Here is a 15,893-nt window from a genome sequence, read left to right as displayed (position 1 = left end):
GTCCCCTAGCCGTTGAAGATGCTTTCGAGCGGCAGATGGGATTTCACGATCGGGGACTTCAGCACGACGAAGCTGAAATATTTGTCGATACCGATATCCATCTCGACCAGGCGCTCCATGATCGCCTGGTATTCGCTGATCCCTGCCGTGATGAATTTCACGAGATAGTCGTACCCGCCCGAGACGAGATGGCATTCGACAACGGAATCGACCTTTTCGATCGTTGTGAGGAAGCGCGCGAAATCGATCTGCCGGTGATTCTTGAGGGTGATTTCGGCGAACACAGTCAGAGTTTGTCCGAGCTTCGCAACGTCGATCTGGGCGGAATAGCCGGTAATGAAGCCCTCCGACTGGAGCCTCTTGACTCGCATCAGGCACGGGCTCGGGGATAGGTTAATCAGCTCTGCGAGCTCGACGTTGGAAATCCGCCCGTTCTTCTGCAGTTCGCATAAAATCCGGATGTCGATCTTATCGAGCTTCATAGCAATGCCACGAGATGGGGTGAGACAACGGCGTCAAGGCTCCGAGGCTTCAGCGTCACGCGCACTGTCATAACATCAACCAGCATCTTTTCCCAACCGGGGCGGAAACTGGATTCTAGAAGTCGCTGACCTTGCCCCAGGCGCTCATTTTCAGCCGCTCCGGCCTGTAGGGGTGAGGGTCGACGATTGGCGCGCTGCCCGTAATGATGTCTGCGATCATATGCCCCGCGCCTGGGCCGATTCCAAAGCCGTGGCCGCTGAACCCCGCTGCCAGGATGAAACCCGGAATCGACTGAACTTCGCCGATTGCGGGGATGCCGTCGGGCGTGCTGTCGATGTAACCGCCCCAGACATTCGAGATTTCGACGCGCTGAAGTTCCGGCACGAGCTTGCAAGCTCGTCGATGCGTTGCCCTAATCTGCCTCATGTCAGGGCGAGGATCGAGCGTTCGGTTCAGCTCCATGGGGGTCACCTCGTCGAGCCGCCATTTCGCCAGGGATTCATGGCCTTGCCGCAGGCCCTCGAAAGCCCCAGGGCTGAGACTTCGCCACCGGCGGGCGAACATCGGCAGGAATTCGCGGCCGAATCTGAATTGCTGCGGCGTGGGGTCAACTCGCGCGCGCCCGCTGATAGCGAGCGTGTATCCGCCATTGCCACGCCGGGTCAGCGAGACGAGCCCGGTGTAAAGGGCATCAGGCAGGCCGGCAGCGCCAGGAGCCAAAGCGAGAATGGACTGGCGCACGGACGCCTGTGGGAAACGAATTCCCAGCTGGTTGCAGAACGAAGATGCCCACGCGCCTCCTGCCATGACCGCCGTCTTCGTCCGGATCGTGCCGGCCTCGGTCACGACCCCGCTGACCCGGCCGCCACTGAGCTCCAAGCCGCGCGCCGCGCATTGCTGGTGCACCGTGCCACCCGCCGCCATGATCGCACGCGCGGCGATGGGCACGGCCTTTGAAGTATCCGCCGTCCCGTCGGTGGGAGAGAAGACGCCACCTTTCCACCTGCGGCCCGTGACCTTGCCTCGCTCGCTGGCTTCTTCCGCACTCAACATGTGCGTCGTAACGCCTACAGTCCTGGCGAAGTCACGCCACTTGGCCCAGCCCTCAAGCTCGCTTTCGTCGTTCGACAAATACAACAGGCCGCAGCGGCGGAAGCCGGTATCTTCACCGGTCTCATGGGCAACTTTCTCCCAGAGATCGAGGCTCTTGGTTGCAATCGGCAACTCGCGCGCGTCGCGGTTCTGTTGGCGGCACCATCCCCAGTTGCGGCTGGATTGCTCGGCGGCGACGCGGCCCTTTTCAAGCAAGGCGACCTTGACGCCTCGACGCGCCAGGTAATAGCTCGCGAACACGCCGACCACCCCGCCGCCGATGACGACGACGTCTGCCTCTCGAGGCAGGGAAGGGCTGGATTCGATGTGCATGAGTGGCGGGTTCATGGGGGCGGGGACTCCGATGCTTGGCGTATCGTATCCGAGCAGCTGCGGCAGGCGCGCTCCGGACTTTCGTGGTTGGGCGGAATTTCCTGCGGTTTACGGCTTGCGGTGCAGGCAGTTATTGCAAAGATATTTGGATTGCACGCCATCTCATGGGCGTGAAAAATGACGAGTGGTCTCTGCAATGAGGTCTGTGTTTTCGTGACTTGCAGGCAAGCCTCAGCCGAACATGTGCGCCGGCAGCCGCAGACCGAAATGCCAAATCGGGCTTCGTTTTTAGAATTTCATGCTGCCTGTCTGGCGCGTTTCGGCGACTCCGGGATGGTTGAAGCGGTCAGAGTTATGAACACCGGATCAATGTCGATCAACGGGCAGAATTCAAAAAGTGACGCGCGATGGGCCTTGTCTGGGAGGAGACCTTTGCCGAAGCGATAGGCGCCAATGGCAGCCTCTCGGACCTCCGCTCATCGTTCGAGCGATCCATTCGACCGCTCGCCCGCGCTCAGCGACGCCTTGCCTGTAGGGCAGCCAGCTCTCAATCATGCCGTATTCACCGCGCGGAGAATGGCAGAATGAGCGACGAGGTGTTGACCTGTCCGAGCGTGGCGGCGGCAAAAGTGGCCGAAGAGCCGATCCGCAACGTCACGGGACGCGCTTGAAAGGGGAGAAGGTTCAGATGGCCTCTGCCCCGCAGCCTCTAGCCTCGGAAGATGTGGCGCTCGCGGTCCGCGACCTGACCGTGAGCTTGCCGGCAGGCATGGAGCGGGCGCACGCCGTCGAGAACGTTTCCTTTGAACTGAAGCGCGGCCAGATCCTCTGCATCATAGGCGAATCCGGATCAGGCAAGTCGGTCACGGCCAACGCGATCATGGGCCTCTTGCCCAAGTCGATCCGCGTGTCCTCCGGAGCAATCCGTCTGCAAGGCATGGACCTCGTAGGACTCTCGCCGGAGAGTCTGCGCGACCTCCGTGGCCGTGTGGTCTCCATGATCTTCCAAGACCCGCTATCCGCTCTCAATCCGCTGATGACAGTGGGCGCGCAGATCGAGGAAGTGATGGCGGCGCACCGCATGGGAACGCCGAAATCCCGCCGTAGCCGCGCCATAGAACTGCTGACCGAGGTGGGCCTGCCGGATCCGCCGCTCATGTATCATCAGTATCCGTTCCGGCTCTCGGGCGGGCAGCGACAGCGGGTGATGATCGCCATGGCTCTGGCTCTGGAGCCTGCGATCCTGATCGCCGACGAGCCGACCACCGCACTCGACGTGACGACCCAGGCACAGATTCTGCAACTGATCCGCGACATTCAACGCCGCAAGGGAATGAGCGTGATGTTCATTACCCATGACTTCGGAGTCGTGGCGGAGATTGCCGATTCCGTTGTGGTGATGGAGAAGGGTCATTGCGTGGAGCAGGGGAGCGCCGAGCAGGTGTTGAAGTCCCCGAGCCATCTCTATACGCGCCGCCTGATCGCGGCCGTGCCGCATCTGACGGGCAAGGACCGCGTCCCGGCGGAAGCTGCGGCCGCGGCCTCCATTCTGAAGGTCGAATGTCTGGTCAAGACCTACCGCAGCGGCAGTGCGCTGTTCGGTAGGCGCCGGATCGTACCCGCGGTCAATGGCGTGTCGTTCGACCTTTCGCCAGGACGCACCTTGGGCGTTGTTGGAGAAAGCGGCTCCGGCAAATCCTCGCTCGGTCGATTGTTGATCAAGCTCCTCGACAGCGACAGCGGCTCTATCCTGTTCGAGGGACGGGACGTTGCCCGGCTCTCCGAAGCCGAGTTTCGGCCGGTTCGGCCAAAGATCCAGATGATTTTCCAGGATCCATTTGCCTCGCTCAATCCGCGATCAACCGTCGGCCAAATTCTGACGGTCGGCCCGATCGCGCACGGAGTGCCTCACAAGGCGGCATGTGAGCAGGCGCGAGAGCTGTTGGCCCATGTCGGCCTGGATGCGGGAACCTTCGATCGTTATCCCCACGAGTTCTCGGGCGGCCAACGTCAGCGCATCGGAATCGCTCGGGCGCTGATGTTCAAGCCGAAGCTGCTGATCGCTGACGAAGCGGTCTCCGCGCTCGACGTATCGATCCAGGCGCAGATCTTGAAGCTTCTGGACCAGATTCAGCGGGAGACCGGCGTATCGATGATCTTCATCACGCACGATCTGCGCGTGGCCAGCCAGATCTGCGATGAAATCGCGGTCATGCATCGAGGGCAGATCGTCGAGCACGGACCGCCATCGCAGATCTTCCTGAATCCGAAATCCGCCTACACGCGAGAACTCGTCGCTGCCATCCCCGGCGAGCAGCAAAGCAGCGCCGGCGCCGTTGGAAGCCAATCGACACTGGCCGGACATAGCCACAAATGAGGAGGGGTCATGACTGAAGCAAAGACTGCATCGATCTATTCGCGGCGTAGCGCACTCCAGCTGATGATCGCCGGCGCGGCCGGCCTTGCCGGATCAAATCTGCTGGACAAACCTGCGCTCGCGCGCACTTCTCCAGCAAAGCCAACCGGTCGCGTGATCGTCGGCCTTGGTCAAGAGCCGACCGTCTTCAATCCGCTGATGGTGCACATTGAGGTCGATGATGGTGTGCATTTCTCGGTTTTCGATGCGCTGTTCCGCATCGATCCCCAAGGCGTCATTCAACCCAATCTAGCCCTGGAAGTGCCGGACCAAAAGAACGGCGGCATTACGGAGGACGGTCTCAAATGGCGCATTCGTTTGCGTGACGATGTCCGCTGGCACGACGGCAAGCCTTTCACCGCCGAGGACGTGAAGTTCACTCTCGAACTCATCATGAATCCCAGCTTCCGCAGTTGGCGCACGGCCGGCCATGCTCTCGTGCGCGACATCACGGTGATCTCGCCCACGGAGATCTCGTGGCGGATGGAAGAGGCCTTTGCGCCATATTTGTCGTTCCTGACCGAAACCTTCATCGTGCCCAAGCACGTTCTCGAGAAAGAGGCCAATCCGAACAGCGCCGCCTTCAACCAGGCGCCGATCGGCACCGGGCCGTTCAAGTGGGGACAGCGGGTCGCCGGCGATCATCTCGAACTCGTGGCGAACCTCGATTACTTCGGTGAAGGCCCTCATATCGAGAGGCTGGTCTTCAAATACATCCCTGACCTCACCGTCCTCTACACCCAGTTCAAGAGCGGCGACATTGACCTCGTGGGTCAACCCTACATCACGCCTGATCACTATGCGGAAGCCAAGACGCTGCCCAACCGGGTGGTGACCCTGGTTCCAAGGACCTCGTTCGAGTCCTTTTACCTGAACCTCGAGCGCCCGCAGTTCAAGGAGCTGGCGGTTCGCGAGGCGCTGTACGCGGCGATCGACAAGGAGGCGATCATCCAGGGGCTCTATTACGGCGTGCCGAGCCCGACGGAGACCTTCATGCCCCGGCAGTCCTTCTTCTTCAACGCCAATCTGCCGCTTCACCAATTTGACGTGAATCGCGCGGGCAAGATCCTCGATCAGGCCGGCTGGGCAAAGGGCGGGGACGGCATTCGCACCAAGAATGGCGTTCGTCTGTCCTTTACCAATTCGACCACGTCCGGCGATCCCCTCCGCGAGCAGGTACAGCAGTTCCTGCAGCAGACGTTTGCGCAACTGGGCGTCGAGATGAAGATATCGAACCTGCCTGCCGCCGTGATGTGGGGCGAGTTCTGGATGCAATCGCAGTTCGATTCCGTAATCGTCGGGAGCTCGTATCTGATCGGCGCCGACCCGGACGTCACCAATCGCCTGCACTCCCGCTCGATCGCAGCCAAGGGCGGCCGCGGCTCGAACAATGCACAATACGCAAATCCGGAGGTTGATGCTTTGCTCGACAAGGGCGCACGCACCTTCGATCCGGAAGCCCGGCGCGCAATCTACTTCCGGGTACAGGAACTCGTGCGTCGCGACCTGCCTTTCCTGCCGCTGTATCAAAGCAACGCGGTCGAAGGTCTCAAGAAGGGAATCAACGGTTTCGTGCCGAACGGCAATACGCGCACGGAATCCTGGAATGCGCTGGCCTGGTATTGGGCGAGCTGACGTGCTGCCGGCCGAGGCCCTGTGGCGAGGTCGGCGCTGGAGTGATGCTGCAACGTCAACATCAACATGGTGACTCGAATGTCCGGGTTCCTGCTCAATCGTCTCTCGCAGAGCATCGTGCTGCTGGTGATCGTCTCGATCATCGGCTTCACGGTTCTCAACCTCATGCCGGGTGGTCCTCTCGCGCAGTTCGGGCTCGATCCGGGCATGACCCAGAAGGATGTGGAGCGACTCGCAACGCAGCTCGGGTTGAACCGGCCGCTGTGGATTCAGTATCTCGATTGGGCCTGGCGGCTGCTCCAGGGCGATTGGGGACACTCATTCCGCGATGGCTCTTCCGTGCTTGCGGTGATCGGTCGCCATCTGCTGGCGACGCTGCTGCTGATGGGCACGTCCACAGCCTTGGCGATCGCGGTCGGCACCTGGATCGGCATCCGCGGGGCAACCCATCGCTATTCCCTGTTCGACTATTGCGCGACGATCGGCGCCATGGTCGCGCTGTCGGTTCCGACTTTCTGGTTCGGCCTGATCGGCATCTACATCTTCACCCTGAAGCTCGGCTGGGTGCCCGCAGGCAACATGTACACGATCGGCGACGGCTCGGTGCTGGACTATCTGCATCACCTGATCCTGCCGAGCCTGGTGCTGTCGCTCGTTCATGTCGCTATCTGGAGTCGTTACATGCGCACGGCGACGCTCGATGCGCTCAGTCAGGATTTCGTCAAGACGGCCCGCGCCAAGGGCGTGAGCGAACGCCGCATCCTGCTGAAGCATGTCGTCGGCAATGCGCTGTTGCCGATGATCACTCTGGCAGGGATGCAATTGCCCAGCATTCTGACCGGCGCATTGGTCACAGAGACCGTGTTTACCTGGCCGGGAATGGGCCGGCTGTTTCTCGATAGCCTCGGCTATAGCGACTATCCGGTCGTGATGGGGCTGTTGATCTTCTCGGCCATCCTGGTCGTGTTGGGCAATCTGATCGCAGACATCGTCATCGCCACCGTCGACCCGCGCATTCGCCTGGGCTGAGTCCGCGGACGGCCGGTAACAGGAGGCAGCAGATATGACCGCCATCGTCGTCCATGCAGCTCCCGTTCGCTGGTGGCGCAGCCGTGCAGTAAACCGCTTCATGCGTCATCATCTGGCGCTTGTTGGGATCGCAATGATCACCCTGCTCGTGCTGGCGTGCGCCATTGGGCCCCATGCTCTGCCTTACGACTCGCTGCACATAGATTTGCGTGCCCGCTTTGCTCCGCCTCTCACCGGTCAGCACTACTTCGGAACGGATCCGTTGGGGCGTGATCTGGCTGTGCGACTGCTAATGGCTGGGCGGGTTTCGCTGCTGGTGGGATTCTCGGCGATGCTATTGTCAACGCTGATCGGAACGCTCGTCGGCGTGACGGCCGGTTATCGCGGCGGCTGGGTCGGGGCAGCGCTGATGCGCATGGTGGACGGCTTCCTCTCTTATCCCTCGATCTTTCTCGTGCTGGCGCTGGCGGCAACGCTGCGGCCGAGCCCAGTGATGATTACCGTGATCATTGCCGTCACCAGCTGGATGGAGACTGCGCGTATCGTGGAAGCCGAGGTCCGCTCACTGCGTGAGCGCGAGTTTGTCCAAGCTGCGCGTATGGTGGGCTTACGCAGAGGCCACATCATGTTTCGCGAGGTCCTGCCCAATGCGGTGGGCCCGATCATCGTCGCCGCAAGCCTGGCGGTCGCCCGCGCGATCCTTCTTGAAGCCTATATCAGCTTCCTCGGCTACGGCATCCAGCCGCCGCTGCCCAGCTGGGGCAACATGCTCAACGGGGCACAGCAATATCTGGCGAGCGCTCCATGGCTCGCCATCATTCCCGGTGCCGCAATCACGATAGCGGTGACGAGTTTCAACTTCATCGGCGACGGCCTGCGCGACGCGCTCGACGTCCGAAACGACCATATCTGATCATTCGACCTGAATGCGATCCGAGCGCAAGGCCAGGCCACCCGTAACACGTGAGAGCAAACCCCATGCACGCGCCGAGAGTTGTCGAGAAGGCGACGCCCTATTGGTGGGAAGCCGCGCGGCATGCATGCGGCGCGCAAGCTCATGGGACATGACGCGCAGGCGCGCACCGCCCTTGACTTCCGGCAGCCGTCCTTCATCCCGTTCTATCGAGGCAATCCCTGGTTCATACCTGCCTTCATCCAGACCTATCGCATGCGTGATCGGATCGCGTTGTGGCGTGCCAGCCGCTGATGGCTGGCGGCATGGCGTCCAATTAGCGGCACCGCCGCCTCTCGAAAGAAGAGAATCGATGTACTACGTCTCCACACGCGGCCATTCGGGCCGCAAGCAGTTCTGCGAGATATTGCTCGAGGGGCTCGCGCAAGATGGCGGGCTCTACGTTCCCGAGAGCTACCCTCGCGTGGACGACGCTACGCTGAAGGCGTGGCGCAACTTGCCGTACGCAAGCCTGGCTTTCGAAATCCTGTCGCTCTATGTCAGCGACATCCCGCCTGCCGACCTGAAGGCAATCTGTGAAAAGACCTATACCTCGGAGGTCTTCGGAAGTCCTGATATCGCGCCGCTGCGAAGGCTGGAGCCAGGGCTTTACCTGCAAGGTCTATCGAACGGTCCCACGCTGGCGTTCAAGGATATGGCCATGCAGTTGCTCGGCAATCTGCTCGAGTACGAGCTGGCGCGCCGGCACGAGGACTTGAATGTTCTTGGCGCGACCAGTGGCGACACCGGGAGCGCGGCGGAATATGCCATGCGCGGAAAGAAAGGGGTGCGGGTCTTCATGTTGTCGCCCCGCGGGCGGATGAGCGCCTTTCAACAAGCTCAGATGTTCAGCCTTCAGGACGACAACATCCACAACATCGCGATAGACGGCGTGTTCGACGACTGCCAGGACATCGTCAAGCGCGTGTCAGGCGACCTGGAATTCAAGCGACGGTACAACATCGGGGCTGTCAATTCGATCAACTGGGCGAGGTTGGTCGCGCAGGTCGTCTATTACTTTTCCGGTTACCTGCAAGCATCCGAAACAGCGCCCGAAGGCGTGAGCTTTGCCGTGCCTTCAGGAAACTTCGGCAACATCTGCGCCGGTCATGTTGCGCGCATGATGGGGCTTCCGATCTCTCGTCTCGTTCTTGCAACCAACGAAAACGACGTGCTTGACGAGTTTTTCCGCACGGGCGTGTATCGCGTCCGAAGCCGGGCTGACACGCGTGAAACATCGAGCCCCTCGATGGACATTTCCAAGGCATCGAATCTCGAGCGCTTTGTATTCGATTTGCTCGGGCGCGATGCACGCCGGACGAAGGCGCTATTTGATGATCAGCTCAGCGAGCGAGGCCTCTTCGACCTGAGTGGAGATCCCGACTTCGCAAAGGCGGCCGCACGGTTCGGCCTTCGTAGCGGCAAGAGCACCCATGCTGACCGGTTGGCGGCGATCCGTGACATTTGGGAGCGCTACAACACCACAATCGACCCGCATACCGCCGATGGCGTGACGGTCGCGCGCATGCACATGTCGCCCGAGGTGCCGATGATCGTGCTCGAAACTGCTCAGCCAATCAAATTTGCTGCCACCATCAAGGAAGCGTTGGGACGCGAGCCGGATCGTCCGAGACGTTTCGAGGGCATCGAAGAGTTGCCGCGCCGGGTTAAAGTCCTTCCTGCGGATGCACAGGCGGTCAAGAACTATATCGCCGAGATCATGCAGGGTACGACCAGCAGAAAGCCCGCTTTCGGATCATGAACTGTTTCGCATGGCGGTATCTGCAGAGTTGTTGATGGGTCGCCGCGATCTGCGCAATCCGTGATCCACACTTACCAATATTGCGGGCTACGGGATCAGTGTCCGGATCGCGCTGTGGCGATCAGCGGCCGGCAGCAGACTGGCCCCTCTGCCGGATCATGAACGGAATACTATGCCGAACTCCGCTCCAATCTGATTGCGTAATGCTGTCGAGCCGAAGGTACGCTGCGGAACGTGCGAGGATCATCTGAGGCTCCATGTATCGCAAGTGCAGCGATAGGCAATCCAACGAGAGACGTCGACCCAGCATGACAACCGCAGCTTATCCAATCGGAGATCTTGTCAATGAAGACGTGGTCCTGCTTCCTTTCGCCAAGGAACATCTGGAAGGCGCCTTAAAGCTCTCGCAGGAGATGTCCTGGCCTTATCGGCTCGAAGACTGGAATGTCGCGCTGCAGTTGGGCCAAGGCTTTGTTCTGGAGCGCGCTGGGACGGTGATCGGGACTGCAGCCTGGTGGCCGTACGGCGACACATATGCTTCCGCCGGAATGATCATCGTCGCGAAGGATGCTCAGGGCCGCGGCTATGGGGCCCGGCTCATGGATGCGTTGCTGACGTCCGCGCGCCCGCGGACCATCGCGCTGAATTCGACAGCCGAAGGCGCCATACTTTACCGGCGTCGCGGCTTTGTGCCGATCGGGGTCATCCACCAGCATCAGGGAATTCCCAGAGGGCGCCATGAGCCGCCGCCGGGGCTCGTCAGGCCAATGGCTGCCTCGGATTTCGAGGCGACCATGCGACTCGATCGCGAGGCTACGGGCTTGGAGAGACGACAGATGCTCGAAAAGCTGCTCCACAGCGGTGATGGCTATGTCCTGCAGCGTGACGGCATGGCCCGCGGCTACGCTATCTCCCGGCTTTTCGGCCGCGGGCAGGTCATCGGTCCTGTCGTCGCCGAAACCGCGACCGATGCACAGGCGCTGATCGAGGCTGCGCTCGCGCGGCTCGGCAGTGTTTTTGTCCGCATCGACACCTCTGCCACATCGCAACTCGGGGATTGGTTCGAAGGCATCGGCCTGGAGCAGGTCGGCGATGCCACCACAATGATTTTGGGCACGCCGGCACCATCGAGCGGGCCCGCGCGTGTCTTTGCGATACCCAACCAGTCTTTCGGCTAGGAGATATCGACGTGCTGCGCGAGGAGATGAACAGGACGGATCCCCAGAACGGCGAGGCGGCCGCAACGATCGGCGCATTGGCAACGCCGGCCCTCCTGCTCGACAAGAATCGGCTCGATCGCAATCTCGCCCGTCTGTCCTCCCGCATGGCCGAGCAGGGCGTCGTGCTGCGTCCTCATATGAAGACGGCGAAATCCATTGACGTCGCCCAACGTGCCTATCCGTCGGGGGCGGGACCAATCACTGTCTCAACCCTGGCGGAGGCGGAGTACTTCGCGCAGCATGGCTTCCGGGACATCACCTATGCCGTGGGACTTGCACCTCACACCGCCGCGCGGGCGATGCGTCTGCGCAAAGCAGGCGTCGATCTTAAGGTGCTGCTCGATTCGCCGGAGCAGGCAAGAATGCTTGGCGCGGCCGGTCGTGCCGCTGGTGTGATACCGTCCGCTTTCATCGAGATCGACTGCGATGGTCACCGCGGCGGGCTGACTGCTGACGATCCAAAGCTCATTGCAGTCGGGGGCGCGCTGGGCGAGGCCGGCGTCAAGCTCGCCGGGATCCTGACCCATGCCGGCGAATCCTACAGCCTCTTCACGCCCGAGGCCCTCATCGCCGCCGCGGAGAATGAGAGGACGGTCGCGGTCGCCGCAGCGAAGGCGTTGCGGGCGACGGGGCACGAATGCCCGGTCGTGAGCGTCGGCTCCACTCCGACGGCGCATTTCGCCGAAGACCTGACCGGCGTCACGGAAATGCGTGCCGGCGTCTACATGTTCTTCGATCTGGTCATGCACGGCGTCGGTGTCTGCACGACCGACGACATTGCCATATCGGTGCTCGCCACCGTGATCGGCAAGAAACCCGAGAAGGGCTGGATTTTGGTCGATGCGGGGTGGATGGCGCTGTCGCGCGACCGCGGCACCGCGGCGCAGCCGGTCGACCAGGGATACGGCCTGGTCTGCGACGTAGCCGGCAAGATCTATCCCGACCTGATCGTTTCGCAAGCAAGCCAGGAGCACGGGATCCTCGCCGTCAGGCCCGGCTCGGCGCACGCTTTGCCCAATCTTCCGATCGGCGCGAAGGTCAGGATTCTCCCCAATCACGCCTGTGCGACCGCGTCGCAACACGAGTCGTACAGCGTCGTCTCCGCCGACAGCGACGCGATCGAAGCACAATGGCCCCGGATGCGCGGCTGGTAGGCCGTCGAAAGGATCGGTTCCAATGACCTCGCCTCTTCGACACCTGACGGAAGCCGGTTTCCTCGGAAAATTCTACATCGACGGAGAATGGCGGAAGCCGATCGGATCAGTCACGGCAGCAGCAACCGTCGTCAATCCGGCGACGGAGCAGCCGATCGCCGAGGTCGCGCTCGGCGATGACGATGACGTGGACTGCGCCATCGCAGCCGCCAGACGAGCCTTCGGCGGCTGGTCCACGACAGCGCCTGCTGAGAGAGCGGCGCTGCTCGACCGGATTCATGCTTTGCTTCTGGAGCGGCTGGAGCTGTTCGCGCAGGCGCTTACGTGCGAGATGGGAGCTGCGATCACCTACGCACGTCGCGCTCAGGTGCCGTTGGCCGCCGAACATATCCGCGTCGCCCGCGACAATCTCGCGAATTATCGATTCGTCGCCGCGCGCGGCAGCACCGCGATCATGCGCGAGGCCATTGGCGTCTGCGGCCTCATCACGCCATGGAACTGGCCACTTTATCAGATCACTGCCAAGGTGGGCCCGGCGATAGCAGCTGGCTGCACGGTGGTGTTGAAGCCGAGTGAATTGTCGCCGCTGAGCGCCTTGCTGTTCGCGGAGCTGATGGACGATGCCGATTGTCCGCCCGGCGTCTTCAACCTCGTCAATGGGACAGGTCCAATCGTGGGCGCCGCTCTGGCGTCGCATCCGAAGGTGGACATGATCTCGATCACCGGCTCGACGCGGGCCGGCGTTCTCGTCGCGCAAGTGGCGGCGCCCACCGTCAAGCGCGTTGCCCAGGAGCTGGGTGGCAAGTCGCCGAATATCATCTTGCCGGACGCCGATCTCGGCCGTGCTGTTCCGCTCGGCGTCGGCGCCGCCTTCCGCAATCTCGGCCAATCCTGCAGCGCACCGACGCGCATGCTCGTGTCTCGCGCACACATGGAAGAGGTCGAGACCTTGGCGGCAGCGGCTGCTTCAGAACTGGTGGTCGGCGATCCCCTTGCGGAAAGCACGACCCATGGCCCGATCGCCAACCGGCCGCAGTTCGAGCGTGTGCAGACCATGATCGGTGTCGGCCTGCATGAAGGCGCCAAGCTCGTCATCGGCGGCCCCGGACGGCCCGGCGACCTTCAGGTTGGCTTCTATGTACGGCCGACCATCTTCTCGAACGTTCGTCGCGACATGAGGATCGCGCAGGAGGAGATCTTTGGCCCGGTGCTGTCGATCATTCCCTACGACTCCGTGGACGAAGCGATCGCGATCGCCAACGACACCGTCTACGGACTCGGCGCCCATGTGCAGGGCACCGACATGGAGATGGTGCGCGCAGTCGCCCGTCAGATCCAGTCTGGTCAAGTTCATCTCAACCATCCCGACTGGGACCCCAATGCTCCCTTTGGCGGATACAAGCGTTCCGGAAACGGTCGCGAATACGGCATCGAGGGCATGGAGGAGTATCTCGAGACGAAGGCGGTTCTCGGATTCTACCGATAGCTCAATATCGGTTCCGAGAAGCTGCGGCATCGCGCTTTAAATGAAGCTCTTGCACTGCTCTTGCAGCCATTGGGCAAGATGGTGTGCTGTCCCTGACAGTTCGGGTTCTCCGGTCCAGATGAGCCCGTAATGGCTTTCGTCAGGATCGAAACCGACAGGGGCTCCGCCGAACTGGGACCCGATCGCACTTGAGCAGCTCGTATCACTCAAGCGCTCAAAAACCCGAACATCTTGCGAAGTCCTGGATGATTTCAGCACATTGTATCGCGCGGACGGTGCGATGAAGGGCTGATCGGAACTTTGCTTTCGCGTTCTTGGCAGCCGAGGTTCGTTGGAACATGTCGCCCCGCGTCGAGCGCATTCACAGCGATGAGCGTCTCCCGGCCGAGGCCGACGTCGTCATCGTCGGCGGCGGCATCATCGGCTCTACGGCCGCCTATTACCTGGCGAAGCGCGGCCTCTTCGTGGCGCTCCTCGAGAAGGGCCACGTCGCCTGTGAACAATCGAGCCGAAACTGGGGTTGGTGCCGCCAGCAGAACCGCGACCGGCGCGAACTGCCGCTCTCGGTGATCTCCATGCGGCTGTGGGACGAGCTCACGCGCAATATCAATCGGGACCTCGGATTTCGTCGCTGCGGTCTCGTCTATGCGACCCACGACGAGGCTGTGCTCGCCGGCTGGGAAAAGTGGCGCGAGGTCGCCAGGGAGTACGACGTCGACACCCGCGTGCTGAGCCGGGCAGAGGTGGCCGAGCGCGTCCCCGAAGCGCGCGATAAATGGGTCGGCGGGACCTATTCGGAGCGGGACGGCAAGGCCGAACCCGCGCTCGCCGCGCCGGCTATCGCCGATGCGGCCAGAGTGCTGGGCGCCACAATCCACCAGGAATGCGCCGCGCGGGCGCTCGACCTGGCCAATGGCAAGATCGCGGGCGTGCGCACGGAAAAGGGCTATATCAGGACCAGCGCGGTGCTGTGCGCCGCGGGCGCCTGGTCCTCGCGCTTCCTTCGGCCGCTCGGGATCAGTTTCCCCCAAGCAAGCATCCGTCAGACCGTGCTGCGTTCTACCCCGACAATCAACATAGGCGAGGCGGTCTCCACACCCTACTGCACGATCACGCGCCGACTGGACGGCAGCTATACGCTTGCGATCAGCGGCAAGGCGAACCTCGAAATCACGCCTCAGGCGATCCGGTACAGCCGGGAATTCATGCCGCAGTTCTTGCGGCGCCTGAAGAACGTCAGGCTCGGCGTCGGCCGATCGTTCGTTTCGGGGCCGGATTCGATGCCGGCGCTGCTGACCAACGACGATCGGATCTTCGAACAGAATCGCGTGCTGGATCCTCCACCCTTGAAATGGCTGGTGAGCCAAGTGGTGGAGAGTGTCCGGAAAACATTCCCCCAGCTCGGCGAGATGAAGATCGATAGCGCCTGGGGCGGCTTCGTCGATTGCACGCCGGACGCCGTGCCCGTGGTATCGCAGGTGGACCGGGTGAAAGGCCTGGTTCTCGCGGCGGGCTGCTCGGGTCACGGCTTCGGTTTGGGTCCGGGACTCGGCTATCTGGCCGCAGAGCTTGTCGTCAACGACACGCCTTGCGTTGATCCCACACCGTTCCGGCTGTCTTGTCTGGTCGATGGCTCCAAGCTGGACATCGCCGCCATCTGAAGATCGAGCCGGATCCGTCGCTCGATCACTGCAACTACAGAATCTCAGCATGCGCCCGGGCGAGGCCGGAAAGACCTCACCGCTTCTGTTCGCTGAACTCGTACTTGCTGTCGTGGCCGCCGACGAAGGCGAGGATCCCGGCGATCAACGGCAGCACCGCGAGCACCAGGAGGCCGGTCGAGGTCTGGCCGGTGGCCTCCTTGACCCAGCCGATCAGATAGGGACCGCCGAAGCCGGCGAGATTGCCGATCGAGTTGATCAGGGCGATGGCGCCGGCCGCCGCCGTGCCGGAGAGCCAGGAGGTCGGCAGGGTCCAGAACACGCCGAAGCAGCAGAACACGCCGACCGCGGCCACCGTCAGCACCACCGTCGTGAGGGTGGGATCGGTGAGATAGGAGGAGACGCCGAGCGCGACGGCGGTGAGCAGCAGCGGGGCGCCGACATGCATGACGCGCTCGCGGCTCGCATCCGAATGCCGCGCCCACAGGATCATGGCGATGGTGCCGAACAGATAGGGAATCGCGGTGACGAAGCCGGTCTGCGCGTTGGTGAGGCCGAACGCCTTGACGATCTGCGGCAGCCAGAACTGCATGCCATAGAGCGCACCGACAAAGCCGAAATAGATCAGGCTGAGCGCGATCACCTTCGGCGAGGACAAGGCTTCGCCCAG

Annotated in this window: 13 protein-coding genes; 10 read left to right on the top strand and 3 right to left on the bottom strand. The window is 62.1% G+C overall.

Translation table 11 applies throughout. The features are described 5' to 3' along the window. Positions 1 to 5: 5 nt before the first annotated feature. Both EAV90_RS22260 and EAV90_RS22255 read right to left on the bottom strand, forming a co-directional pair. Positions 6 to 482, bottom strand: coding sequence for an Lrp/AsnC family transcriptional regulator (locus EAV90_RS22260; protein WP_122401748.1), 477 nt, complete (start codon positions 480 to 482; stop codon positions 6 to 8). A gap of 115 nt (positions 483 to 597) precedes the next feature. Next, positions 598 to 1,923 (bottom strand): NAD(P)/FAD-dependent oxidoreductase, encoded by a 1,326-nt coding sequence (locus EAV90_RS22255; protein WP_122401749.1) that lies wholly within the window; start codon positions 1,921 to 1,923, stop codon positions 598 to 600. A gap of 673 nt (positions 1,924 to 2,596) precedes the next feature. On the opposite strand from EAV90_RS22255, the gene EAV90_RS22250 reads away from it, so the two are divergent. The 10 genes from EAV90_RS22250 (at position 2,597) to EAV90_RS22200 (ending at position 15,223) form a co-directional block, all read left to right on the top strand. Further along, positions 2,597 to 4,285, top strand: a complete 1,689-nt coding sequence (locus tag EAV90_RS22250; RefSeq protein ID WP_129144667.1) for an ABC transporter ATP-binding protein — start codon at positions 2,597 to 2,599, stop codon at positions 4,283 to 4,285. A gap of 9 nt (positions 4,286 to 4,294) precedes the next feature. Beyond that, positions 4,295 to 5,959, top strand: a complete 1,665-nt coding sequence (locus EAV90_RS22245) for a peptide ABC transporter substrate-binding protein (protein ID WP_129144666.1) — start codon at positions 4,295 to 4,297, stop codon at positions 5,957 to 5,959. 78 nt (positions 5,960 to 6,037) lie between these two features. Then, positions 6,038 to 6,988 (top strand): ABC transporter permease, encoded by a 951-nt coding sequence (locus EAV90_RS22240; protein ID WP_122401752.1) that lies wholly within the window; start codon positions 6,038 to 6,040, stop codon positions 6,986 to 6,988. 34 nt (positions 6,989 to 7,022) lie between these two features. Next, positions 7,023 to 7,901, top strand: coding sequence for an ABC transporter permease (locus EAV90_RS22235; RefSeq protein WP_122401753.1), 879 nt, complete (start codon positions 7,023 to 7,025; stop codon positions 7,899 to 7,901). A gap of 123 nt (positions 7,902 to 8,024) precedes the next feature. Next, the gene (locus tag EAV90_RS22230) at positions 8,025 to 8,195 is read left to right on the top strand and encodes a hypothetical protein (protein WP_430644740.1); all 171 of its coding nucleotides are present in this window, start codon (positions 8,025 to 8,027) and stop codon (positions 8,193 to 8,195) included. A gap of 58 nt (positions 8,196 to 8,253) precedes the next feature. Next, positions 8,254 to 9,702: a threonine synthase gene (gene thrC / locus EAV90_RS22225; RefSeq protein ID WP_129144665.1), complete on the top strand. Its 1,449-nt coding sequence runs from the start codon at positions 8,254 to 8,256 to the stop codon at positions 9,700 to 9,702. Between the two features lie 308 nt (positions 9,703 to 10,010). Continuing rightward, on the top strand, positions 10,011 to 10,880 hold the full coding sequence (locus EAV90_RS22220; protein WP_129144664.1) for a GNAT family N-acetyltransferase: 870 nt from the start codon (positions 10,011 to 10,013) through the stop codon (positions 10,878 to 10,880). 26 nt (positions 10,881 to 10,906) lie between these two features. Further along, positions 10,907 to 12,076, top strand: coding sequence for an alanine racemase (locus EAV90_RS22215; protein WP_129144698.1), 1,170 nt, complete (start codon positions 10,907 to 10,909; stop codon positions 12,074 to 12,076). A gap of 22 nt (positions 12,077 to 12,098) precedes the next feature. Beyond that, a complete protein-coding gene (locus EAV90_RS22210) occupies positions 12,099 to 13,562 on the top strand; it encodes an aldehyde dehydrogenase family protein (RefSeq protein WP_129144663.1) in 1,464 nt (487 codons plus the stop codon). A 338-nt stretch (positions 13,563 to 13,900) separates the two neighbouring features. Beyond that, on the top strand, positions 13,901 to 15,223 hold the full coding sequence (locus EAV90_RS22200; RefSeq protein ID WP_129144662.1) for an NAD(P)/FAD-dependent oxidoreductase: 1,323 nt from the start codon (positions 13,901 to 13,903) through the stop codon (positions 15,221 to 15,223). 76 nt (positions 15,224 to 15,299) lie between these two features. Here EAV90_RS22200 and EAV90_RS22195 read toward each other — a convergent pair. Further along, the coding region (locus tag EAV90_RS22195) for an MFS transporter (RefSeq protein WP_129144661.1) at positions 15,300 to 15,893 on the bottom strand (594 nt) is incomplete at its 5' end.

Origin of the sequence: Bradyrhizobium vignae (genome assembly GCF_004114425.1) — a bacterium.
Classification (GTDB): Bacteria; Pseudomonadota; Alphaproteobacteria; order Rhizobiales; family Xanthobacteraceae; genus Bradyrhizobium; species Bradyrhizobium vignae.
Note: the sequence above shows the minus strand (reverse complement) of the source record. Positions and strands in the feature narration are given on the sequence as shown.

Coding starts and splice junctions, on each gene's coding strand:
- EAV90_RS22260 (WP_122401748.1), bottom strand. CDS start 482: ATGAAGCTCGATAAGATCGACATCCGGATTTTATGCGAACTGCAGAAG.
- EAV90_RS22255 (WP_122401749.1), bottom strand. CDS start 1,923: ATGAACCCGCCACTCATGCACATCGAATCCAGCCCTTCCCTGCCTCGA.
- EAV90_RS22250 (WP_129144667.1), top strand. CDS start 2,597: ATGGCCTCTGCCCCGCAGCCTCTAGCCTCGGAAGATGTGGCGCTCGCG.
- EAV90_RS22245 (WP_129144666.1), top strand. CDS start 4,295: ATGACTGAAGCAAAGACTGCATCGATCTATTCGCGGCGTAGCGCACTC.
- EAV90_RS22240 (WP_122401752.1), top strand. CDS start 6,038: ATGTCCGGGTTCCTGCTCAATCGTCTCTCGCAGAGCATCGTGCTGCTG.
- EAV90_RS22235 (WP_122401753.1), top strand. CDS start 7,023: ATGACCGCCATCGTCGTCCATGCAGCTCCCGTTCGCTGGTGGCGCAGC.
- EAV90_RS22230 (WP_430644740.1), top strand. CDS start 8,025: ATGCATGCGGCGCGCAAGCTCATGGGACATGACGCGCAGGCGCGCACC.
- thrC (WP_129144665.1), top strand. CDS start 8,254: ATGTACTACGTCTCCACACGCGGCCATTCGGGCCGCAAGCAGTTCTGC.
- EAV90_RS22220 (WP_129144664.1), top strand. CDS start 10,011: ATGACAACCGCAGCTTATCCAATCGGAGATCTTGTCAATGAAGACGTG.
- EAV90_RS22215 (WP_129144698.1), top strand. CDS start 10,907: ATGAACAGGACGGATCCCCAGAACGGCGAGGCGGCCGCAACGATCGGC.
- EAV90_RS22210 (WP_129144663.1), top strand. CDS start 12,099: ATGACCTCGCCTCTTCGACACCTGACGGAAGCCGGTTTCCTCGGAAAA.
- EAV90_RS22200 (WP_129144662.1), top strand. CDS start 13,901: ATGTCGCCCCGCGTCGAGCGCATTCACAGCGATGAGCGTCTCCCGGCC.